At 39.2% G+C, this 9,742-nt stretch carries 11 protein-coding genes and 1 riboswitch; of the genes, 2 read left to right on the top strand and 9 right to left on the bottom strand.

The window, feature by feature from the left end; all coding sequences use genetic code 11:
* Positions 1-393, bottom strand: a 393-nt coding sequence (locus Q0M21_RS11155; RefSeq protein ID WP_295338188.1) for a flavin reductase family protein, incomplete at its 3' end; no start/stop codon positions are given.
* A gap of 258 nt (positions 394-651) precedes the next feature.
* On the opposite strand from Q0M21_RS11155, the gene Q0M21_RS11150 reads away from it, so the two are divergent.
* Positions 652-1,818, top strand: a complete 1,167-nt coding sequence (locus Q0M21_RS11150; protein ID WP_295338185.1) for a PAS domain-containing sensor histidine kinase — start codon at positions 652-654, stop codon at positions 1,816-1,818.
* 12 nt (positions 1,819-1,830) lie between these two features.
* Here the strand turns inward: Q0M21_RS11150 and Q0M21_RS11145 are convergent, their stop codons facing one another.
* Positions 1,831-2,220, bottom strand: coding sequence for an HIT family protein (locus Q0M21_RS11145; protein WP_295338183.1), 390 nt, complete (start codon positions 2,218-2,220; stop codon positions 1,831-1,833).
* Position 2,221: 1 nt separating this feature from the next.
* Positions 2,222-2,698 carry a transcription elongation factor GreA gene (greA, locus tag Q0M21_RS11140; protein WP_295338181.1) on the bottom strand — a complete coding sequence of 159 codons (477 nt, stop codon included), beginning with the start codon at positions 2,696-2,698 and terminating at the stop codon, positions 2,222-2,224.
* A gap of 160 nt (positions 2,699-2,858) precedes the next feature.
* On the opposite strand from greA, the gene Q0M21_RS11135 reads away from it, so the two are divergent.
* Complete coding sequence (locus tag Q0M21_RS11135; RefSeq protein WP_295338179.1) at positions 2,859-3,281, top strand: hypothetical protein; 423 nt, start codon at positions 2,859-2,861, stop codon at positions 3,279-3,281.
* Positions 3,282-3,314: 33 nt separating this feature from the next.
* On the opposite strand, the gene Q0M21_RS11130 is transcribed toward Q0M21_RS11135, so the two are convergent.
* The 6 genes from Q0M21_RS11130 to Q0M21_RS11105 all read right to left on the bottom strand — a co-directional run bounded on the left by Q0M21_RS11130 (position 3,315) and on the right by Q0M21_RS11105 (position 9,667).
* On the bottom strand, positions 3,315-5,504 hold the full coding sequence (locus Q0M21_RS11130; protein WP_295338177.1) for a TonB-dependent receptor: 2,190 nt from the start codon (positions 5,502-5,504) through the stop codon (positions 3,315-3,317).
* 81 nt (positions 5,505-5,585) lie between these two features.
* A riboswitch (TPP riboswitch) is annotated at positions 5,586-5,681 on the bottom strand.
* A gap of 40 nt (positions 5,682-5,721) precedes the next feature.
* Positions 5,722-6,123 carry an alternative ribosome rescue aminoacyl-tRNA hydrolase ArfB gene (gene arfB, locus Q0M21_RS11125; RefSeq protein WP_295338175.1) on the bottom strand — a complete coding sequence of 134 codons (402 nt, stop codon included), beginning with the start codon at positions 6,121-6,123 and terminating at the stop codon, positions 5,722-5,724.
* A complete protein-coding gene (locus Q0M21_RS11120; protein ID WP_295338173.1) occupies positions 6,113-7,714 on the bottom strand; it encodes a DUF4301 family protein in 1,602 nt (533 codons plus the stop codon). The genes arfB and Q0M21_RS11120 overlap by 11 nt, the downstream gene beginning before the upstream one ends.
* A complete protein-coding gene (gene pnuC / locus Q0M21_RS11115; RefSeq protein WP_295338171.1) occupies positions 7,681-8,295 on the bottom strand; it encodes a nicotinamide riboside transporter PnuC in 615 nt (204 codons plus the stop codon). The genes Q0M21_RS11120 and pnuC overlap by 34 nt, the downstream gene beginning before the upstream one ends.
* Positions 8,292-9,008: a geranylgeranylglyceryl/heptaprenylglyceryl phosphate synthase gene (locus Q0M21_RS11110; RefSeq protein ID WP_295338169.1), complete on the bottom strand. Its 717-nt coding sequence runs from the start codon at positions 9,006-9,008 to the stop codon at positions 8,292-8,294. Before Q0M21_RS11110 ends, pnuC begins: the two co-directional genes overlap by 4 nt.
* Entirely contained in the window at positions 9,008-9,667 is a 660-nt protein-coding gene (locus Q0M21_RS11105; RefSeq protein WP_295338167.1) for a 4-phosphopantetheinyl transferase, read from the bottom strand. Before Q0M21_RS11105 ends, Q0M21_RS11110 begins: the two co-directional genes overlap by 1 nt.
* Positions 9,668-9,742 lie beyond the last annotated feature (75 nt).

Below are 9,742 nucleotides of genomic sequence, written 5' to 3'. Positions count from 1 at the left end.
ACTTTCCGCCACGCGAAACGGCTTAATCATGTCCGAAGGCAACATCGTCAAACCCGATTTGACAAACTCGTTCACACCATCAGGGTATTCTGTGCTCGACAGCGACATTTGCTGTACGATGTCGTAATTCACCACGTTAATCACTACTTCTTTGGTAGCTTCACAATTTTCTAAAGTGTGTTTAGTGGTGTTGTTTCTCACCCGTCGGGCTGGTGAAAAAACCAGGATTGGCGGATTGGAACTAAACACATTAAAAAAACTGAAAGGCGACAAATTGGGCTTGCCATTGGCATCAACCGTACTGGCAAAAGCAATCGGTCGCGGCGCCACAGCACTTTGCAAATAGCCTTGCAACTGCGCCGGTGAAAGCGTATGAGGTTCGAAACTGAGCATAGATTTTATTTTCCCCAAAAATACAATTTTAATTGATTTGAGAAGCGAGTGGCTCGGGCATTCTTGCGGTCCGTATTCCTGCTGTTCGCTCTATCTTTTGTTTTTTATCAATCTCGTCAAAGCAATAGTCATGATGAGTCAGTCGAAGTGCAATCGAACAACCCCAACAAAAAACAAAAGGATGCCTCTACCATCAGGGCTAAACCTAAATCGTCTTGCACTTTTGACGCTTTTGTCTATATTTATAAAAAATTTAGCATGCAGTTTTCCGAAAGAAGAAACATCACCCGTTGGATCATCATAGTGACTTCCTTTGTCATAGTGACGCTGATTCTTTGGAACACCTATACTTTCTTTCAAATCTTTAAAAACGAAGAGCGTATCAAAATGGAACTTTGGGCACAGAGTTTAAAAGCCTTCAACAATGCCGACCCGGAAACCGGCGATATCGAACTGCCAAGCTTAATCATGAGCAATAACAAAACCATTCCGCTCATCCTTACCGAGAAAAATCAAATCATCAATCATGTTAATATTGAGGAAGATATTGCCAACGATAAAGTCAAGCTCAAGGATTACCTCGAAAAACTCAAAAAAGAAAACAATCCTATCGTAATTGAATACAATCCGGGTAAATTTTGGAAACTGTACTACGGCAATTCATCGTTGCTCAACAAACTCAAGTACTATCCTATTGCCTTATTGCTGATTATTTTCCTCTTTGCCGCTGTGGTATACAACTTTTACCGCAGCACTAAAATGGCCACACAAAACAAACTTTGGGCCGGGATGGCCAAAGAAACCGCACATCAAATCGGCACTCCTTTGTCTTCCTTAATCGGTTGGCTCGAAATTATGAAAGCCAACAATATCGACCCCGTTATGGTAACCGAAATTGAGAAAGACATCACCCGTTTGCAAACCATTACCGATCGTTTCTCCAAAATCGGATCCGAACCCATTTTAGAAGAACGCAATATCATAGCTGAAACCGAGCAATCCTTCGAGTACCTAAAATCGAGATTCTCCACTCAGGTTGAATTCTGTTTTAAAGCGCCTAAAAAACCAATTATGGTTTCATTGAATCCGGCGCTTCACAGTTGGACAATTGAGAATTTGGTTAAAAATGCTATCGACGCCATGAAAGGTCGCGGTAAACTTTCGGTGGTCATTGAAAACGAGGAACATCTGGTAAAAATACTGGTGACTGATACCGGAAAAGGGATTCCGAAAAACCAATTCACCAGTGTATTCGAACCGGGTTTTACCACCAAAAAAAGAGGTTGGGGATTGGGTTTATCACTTACCAAAAGAATCGTGGAAGAATACCACAAAGGCAAAATCAAAGTATTACATTCGGAAATGGGTAAAGGCACAACCATGCAAATTTCATTTCGAAAAAGCATAAAAAAACCGACTAATTAGTCGGTTTGCTTTTTATAAATTACTTTGAATGGACTTTGCTAAACTCTCAAATTCTTCTTGTGTCAAAGTTGCCTTTCGCTGGAAACGCATATCATCCATATCGTGTAATGGAATCAGGTGAACGTGAACGTGCGGCACTTCTAAACCAACAACAGCAACACCAATTCGCTTGCAAGGAACGGTTTTTTCGATGGCTTTAGCCACTTTTCGGGCAAACTGCATCAAGCCCAAATAATGGTCTTCTTCCATATCAAAAATCTTATTGATTTCTTGTTTGGAAATACAAAGTGTATGGCCTTTGGCATTCGGATTGACATCTAAAAAGGCCAAATAGCGGTCGTCTTCGGCAATTTTGTAGGCCGGAATTTCTCCGTTAACGATTTTGGTGAAGATAGAACTCATGTTAATCTCTGGTTATTTCTAAAATTTCGAAGTTCAATTTTCCGTTCGGCACACTGATTTCGGCAATTTCGCCTACTTTTTTTCCTAACAATCCTTTACCGATAGGAGAAGTAACAGATATTTTCCCCGATTTTAAATCGGCTTCACTTTCCGCTACCAAAGTATATTTCATTTCCATACCGTTGGCTTGGTTTTTAATTTTCACTTTAGACAATACCAAAGCTTTAGACAAATCCAATTGCGATTCATCAATCAAACGAGCATTAGCATAAAGCTCTTCCATTTTAGCAATGCGCATTTCTAAAAGGCCTTGTGCTTCTTTGGCAGCATCATATTCGGCATTCTCAGATAAATCCCCTTTGTCTCTGGCTTCAGCTATGGCTTGGGAAGCTTTTGGTCTTTCTACACTTTTAAGATGATCTAATTCGTCTTTTAATTTTTTTAGTCCTTCTGCGGTGTAATACGATACTGTACTCATAATTTCATTATTTATATAAATAGAAAAAATCCCATCGGAACGGGATTTCTTTTTGCAAAGATATTATTTTGATACTTATTTCAAATTTGTTTACGTTAGATAACGTTCGTCAAAGTTAATTAATTTAAATTTGTTTCGCTATAGTAATACTGAAATTTATATGAAAAAGATAATCTTCTTATTTTTAGTGGGCTTGACCTTAAGTTGTGACGGTGGCTCCATAAATTATAACAATCCTAACATCCCGAATTATCAAGTGAATTTACAAATCGATATGAATTTGCCGGGTTATACCAATTTACAATATCCGGGCAATCGTGTCTTAGATTATAGCCAAGGAGCGCGTGGTATTGTAGTTTTTAACACCGGGAGCGGATTCAATGCTTTTGACTTAGCTTGTCCGAATCAGGCTTTTAGCAGTTGTACTGAGCCAATGACTGTATCACCGGGCAATACCAACGCCGAATGCAATTGCGACGACAGTTTTTACAGTTTATATACCGGTTTAGGAGCGGGTCAACAATACGCTATGAAACCTTATCGGGTAAGTATTAATGGCAATACATTAATCATAACGAATTAAAAAAAGCCGAACGTTTTGTTCGGCTTTTTGTTTCTATAGTTTTAAAGTAGCTCCGGCCAAGAAATTAATTCCGGCTTGCGGATAGAATCCGGCACCTTCAATAGTTGTAACACTTCCCGGCGCAGTCCAATCGTCATCATAGGTATAAAAATACCCATTGGATTCATATTCCAAATTAAACAGGTTATTTACTAAAGCTGAAAACACGATTGACTTTAAGCCTTTGTTGATTTTCCATTCGTAAGAAACATTCAAATCGTTTACAAAATAAGCATCGAGTTTAGAACGTTCCGAATCGATATTGCCCATGAATTGGTCGCTTACAAATTTAGAAAGCAATGAAATCTGCATTTCTTTTAAAGGTTTATACGTAATTCGGTTACCGATAACCCAATCCGGAGAGAAAGCAATATTGGTATTCCCTAAATTTTGCAATAGACCGTCTCTTTGGAATACGAAATCGCGGTTTTTATTCTGACTGAACGTAACATTCGGATTGACAATCCATTTATCCGTTAAAGCGATTACCGATTCCACTTCCAAACCTACGCGATAACTTTTCCCGCTATTGGTAAAAATAGGCGACCCTACATCGTTCAATGCTCCGGTTAACACCAATTGATTTTGATAATTCATATAGAAGGCATTAGCCGAAATGTTTACCTTTTTTGATTGGTATTTCCAACCCAACTCATAGTCAAACAAACGCTCCGGTTTGGTACTGCCGTTTTCGTAGTCATCGCGACGCGGTTCTTTATTCGCTACTCCGAAATAGCCATAGAAGGAATGTTTATCGTTGAAATCGAAATTCAATCCCAATTTCGGATTAAAAAATCGGAAAGTATCGTTTACATCATCAAAGCGAAAACTGGTCGCCTCATAAAACACCATACGGTATTGTAAATCGGCAAAAAAATTGAACTTCCCGAATTGTTGTGACGCTTTAGCATACACATTAACATCGTCTTTGTTCCCGATATTGTTATAATAACGATTGGCGGCAGGCACATAATATTGCGTCCAAACCACTTCCCCGAAATGATCACCCAAATAGCGATTGGCCGCTCCGCCAAACATCACATCGGTTTTTGGTGTTTTGTAATTTAAGGAGAACACAGCCCCGAAGAAATCGTTGTCCAACCATCTTTTTCGCACCAAATCGGATACGGCATTGCCCTGGAAATCGGGCAAGTTATAATCAGCCAGCGTTTCATCTTCTCGGTATTGTTCAAAATAGCCTTTCCCGATGGTGTAATGCAAAGCAGCATTGGAAACCCAACGGTCAGACCATTTTTGAGACCAATGCAATTGGAAATGATTTTGCGCATAATTATCGGTTTCATCATCATAGAATTGCATGTTTCCATTTTCATCAAAGTACATTCCGGCCGGATTAAAAGTCCTGTCATTCCTCAATTTTTCCGGATCTTCAATCCCGTACCAAGCTTGATAGGTTTTCTCTTTACCACCGAACGCTATCGCTTTAATCAATGTCTTTTCGGTCACATAATTGGCATTGAAAAAATAACCAAACAAGTTTGAAGAAGCGCGGTCGATAAACCCATCTGAAGCAATATTGGACAAACGCGCGTTAAGTTCAAAGTTGTTATGTAAACCTGTTCCGAAAGCCAAAGTATGTTTGCGTGTTCCGAAACTTCCGCCTGAATTGGCAATTTCGGCATACGCCTTTTCCTGATACGATTTGGTTTGCATGTTCAAACTGGCTCCAAAAGCTCCGGCTCCGTTAGTGGACAATCCGACACCGCGTTGCAATTGTACACTTTCTAATGAAGAAGCAAAATCGGGTAAGTTGACAAAAAAGGTGCCTTGACTTTCGCTATCGTTAAACGGAATCCCGTTCAGGGTTACGTTGATTCTGGAACCATCGGCACCGCGAACCCGCATATAAGTGTAACCTACTCCGTTTCCGGCATCTGTAGTGGTAACAACCGACGGCAAGTAGTTAAGTAAAATCGGAATGTCTTGCCCGAGATTTCTGGGTGCGATTTCCTTTTTAGAGAGATTGGTAAAAGTGACCGGATTTTTGCCTTTGGCCCGAACGGCAGACACCGTTACTTCGTCGAGTGCGTTGACTTTAGTAGTGTCTTTAATCGTTTCCTGTGTAAAGCCAACAGCAGGCAAAATGCAAAAAGCAGTAATGAATACGGCTTTCCTACTTTGTACTTTGTACTTCGTACTTTTTGTAGTGAATAAAGTTTTCATTCGTAATGTATTACGAATAAAAGGGGCAATTATTCTTGGTTTATAAATAAATTGATACTCTTGACGTACGACTAACGTGCACTTTAGTTTTTCGTCAATTCCTTAAACAGCATTACCTGTTCTAAGTTCGTTGGGTATGATCTCAGCTCGTTATTTAGAGCACCCCTTTGAGACAAGGCAAATATAATTACAAATTATGAATTACAAATTATGAATTTTAGAATTTCGGCTTGCGTCTGTTTTGTTTAATTTCCGAAAGGTTGCGCTTGGCTTTGATGCGCTTTTCGATTACAGCACGTGGTATTTGGGTTGGTTTTCTTTTTTTCGGAACAATTAAGGCCGTTTTGAGCAATTCCAAAAATCGTTTGATTACGATCGTTTTGTTTTTCAGTTGGCTTCGGTCTTCGTCACAGGCAAGAATCAGCAGTTGTTCTGAAGTTAGTTTGGACGCCAATTTAGAATACAGCAAAAGCTTTTCCTCATCGGTTAAGGCTTGCGAATTTTTGACATCAAAAGACAGTATTACTTTTGAAGACACCTTGTTTACATTTTGACCGCCTGCACCTGAACTTCGAACGGCTTTAAACTGTAGTTCAGTTAACAATACCTCAGTTTTCATGTTGTGGTTGGTGAGCAGGTTTGAGCAAATCATTTACGGTTTTTACCGGATTAAAGGTTACGAGTGGTACCTCAACAAAAACGGTTATCCACTTAGCCATGGCACCATTCCAAAGACCGGGCACCTCATACCCTTTTAAGTCTTTCCCTTTGTTGTTTTTGTGCACTATAAAACCGGTACTATGGTCGACAAACTGTGTTAAATCAAATTTTTGCCCTTGGTAATTTTTTGTGGCACAAACCAAATCTACAGGATTGAAATGAGTAGATTTCAACAAAATGGCTACTTGTTCGGGGTTATGCGTGTCGACTTGTGAACTTTCAACAATTTGCAGTGAGACACTCCCTTTATGATTACTCACCCAGAAAGGTCCGCCACCGGGTTCGCCTTCGTTTTTTACCATACCACAAACGCGGATTGGTCGGTTGAGTTTGTTTTTGATAAAGTCAATTTTGTTCTCAAGCGTATACTTATAAAAATCGTCCAACACATCGATATTGAGTTTTTGTTGCATGAAATCGATGATAGCAGGTATATCATTATCCCCGACATGTCCTTCATCGATAGCCTTCAGGATTTCGAACACTTTTTGTTGTAACTCCAATAAAATCCCGGCTAATCCTTTTTTATACAGGGTGATTTCGTTGATATGATTCTGGATGACATTATCGATATTTTTGATGAAAATTACATCGGCGTCCAGTTCGTTCAAATTTTTAATCAACGCACCATGACCCCCGGGACGGAAAACCAGTTCGTTTTTTTCATTGCGAAAGGGTCTGTTTTGCATGTCTACTGCTATCGTATCGGTACTTTGGTCTTGGTAAGAATAGTTGATATGGACTTTAGTACCCGACTTGCTTTCTACCTTATCCTTTACCTTGTCAATAATGGCAGTAAATAGGTTTTGATGGTTTTCTGAAACGGTAAAATGCAGATGCGACACCGAATTTGAAGCCGCATAGAAAGCGCATTCGTTTAAATGTTCTTCTACCGGAGTAGCGATATGCGTTGGGTATTTGTGAAAATCGAGTACACCTTTGGGTTTGTTGGCAAAATCAAAATGCTCTGCCGACAACATTAGTTTGATGAAACGATAACTCTTTTCATGACTTTCTAACGAATAATACTCGGGGTACAACTGTTTTATGGCCGATTTGATTTCGTCGTAGAACGGAAATTTTTCGATTCCGGCTAAAAAAATCGGCAAGTTTTTGTCTTTTTTTCGATTGATGTAAGCGTTAATGGTTTCGTTTTCGGGATCGAAATCATTGAGAAACTCGTTCAGAAATTTGAACATTCTACTGGCTGCTCCTGAAGCCGGAACAAATTTTTTCAGCTTTAAATCTGATTTTTTTTGGTCAAAACTACCGGCGTATTCTTGAAACTGTTGTTGGGTTAATTTTAGGATTCCATCGCCTATGGTGGCAGGTCTTTCCAAATAAATTTTAGGAATACCCGATTTGAAAAGCGATAATTCGGCTTCTATCTTATCCAAAGGAATACCTTTCGCTTTGATTTGCTCAAAGTCGGCCTCAATTAATCCGTAATTTTTAGCTACTCTTTCTTTTCTTGTAAAATCTTCTTCCATTCCAAATATCCGTAAACGGCCAAAATCGTAAAAATGAAGTATTGAAGCGATAACATTCCCAAGCCTCTATAGGCAAACAGCGGCACAACGATGCAATCTCCAATAATCCACAACGTCCAATTTTCTATTTTTTTAAGCGCCATATACCACATCGCTGTAAAAAAAAGGCCGGATGTAAAAATATCAATATAATTAGGAATTTCAAGTTTGTAATCAAAAAACTTGTAAACCATATAGGTGACACCTATGGTTAGTCCGAACAATCCAAAACCGATAAACTTCTCGTGTTGGTTGGTTCGGGTGATTTTGACTGCGGGTTCATTTGTTTTTGTTGTCCATTTATACCAACCGTAAAGACTCATCAATGAATAATAGGCATTCATCGTCATATCGCCGAAATACTTTGCTTGATACAACAGATAAGTAGTAATTACTGTCGCAATCAAACCGGTTGGATACACCCAGATATTTTCTTTTTTAGCTAAAACCACACTCGCAATCCCGAATACAAATACCAAAAACTCCAATAAAATTTGAAGTGTCGAAGCCTCTTTGTATTGTGAGATAAAAAAATCTATCATCTGTCGAAAAAAGTGGAATCGTTTTCAAAAGCCGTTCCGATAACCACCAAATCAGCTCCGGCGTTGTAAGCTGCATTTATGGCTTCACGCGAACGAATACCTCCGCCCACTATAAGCGGAATCGAAATTCGCGCGGCCACCGCTGTGATCATGGCTGTAGGAACCGAATTGACTGCACCGCTACCGGCTTCTAAGTACATTAATTTGTTACCCATAAACTCTCCGGCTTTGGCCGTTTGGGCTACATAATCGATTTGATTTCGGCTGAGTGGTTTAGTTTGGCTGACTCTTTCTACTGCAGTCTCGTTGCCGCTTTCAATTAAAATATAACCGGTGGAAAGAATTTCGAGTTGGGTATTTTCTAAAATAGGAACAGCGTTCACTTGGTGTTCAATTAAATACTCCGGATTTCTACCGGAAAGCAATTGTAAAAACAAAATCCCGTGGGCTTCGGCTGAAATTTGCGAAGGATTTCCGGGGAAAAGCAAAATAGGTAAATTTGTTTTAGATTTTAAAATTTTGAGGAGTTCGTTTAAATGATTGCCTTCGAACGAACTACCGCCAACAAAAATATGGGTTGCGGGAGATTGATTGATTTTGTCTGACAACTCGCCAACGGATGCTACCGATACTTTATCAGGGTCCAACAATATAGCCAATAGCTTTTGCTGTTGATCTTTTGCGGCTTGTATGTCTTGATAAAGGGTTTTCATTAGTCTATTTGACCGGTAACATAGTTCAAAGAAACGGAATTAAATGCACAAACAAAGACATACTCTTCAATGAAATCGAAAATAATCGTAAAGCATTCAACTTTATTGTTTAACCTTAATTCCACTGTACATTTTTGATCGGCTAAAGTAAAATCGTTTTCAAAAATATGGTCTTTGAAACTGATGCCGACTTCATTTTTAATTTTAAAAACCGACTCTTTGATGCCCCAAACAACGGTTGCTTTTTTAAGCGAATCGCTTTTCGACAAACCTTTCAAATGTGCAACATCCATGAATCTTGGGGCTAATTTGAGGGTTTTCTCTTTGAGAATTTCTAAATCGGCGCCAATGTTCTCTTGACTGATAACAATCACTGAAAAATCGTTAGAATGTGAAATGGAAATGTGCTTCCCGTCTTTTAAATGCGGTTTCCCAAAGTCGTCGTAATACAAATCGAAGTCGTTATAACCGGCTTCCATCAGCAATCGCCTTACACTGAGAAAACCTTTTTGGTGGCTTTCGGCTTTCATGCCCTCCAATCTGGCCAAAGAAACATCTTTCAAAGCCACACTTCGAAAAAGTTCATCGAAAGATTCAGTGATTTTCCAAACGTATAGGTTGGTGTTCCGATTTAAAGCTTTGATTTCTAGTAACGGCATGGGTAATTCGAAATTATCTGTTTGTCTTTCAGAAAATTAAGGACTTAAACAATCCCTAAAAAATCAAAAAAGGTT

The sequence above is a fragment of the Flavobacterium sp. genome, assembly GCF_024710485.1.
GTDB lineage: Bacteria > Bacteroidota > Bacteroidia > Flavobacteriales > Flavobacteriaceae > Flavobacterium.
Note: the sequence above shows the minus strand (reverse complement) of the source record. Positions and strands in the feature narration are given on the sequence as shown.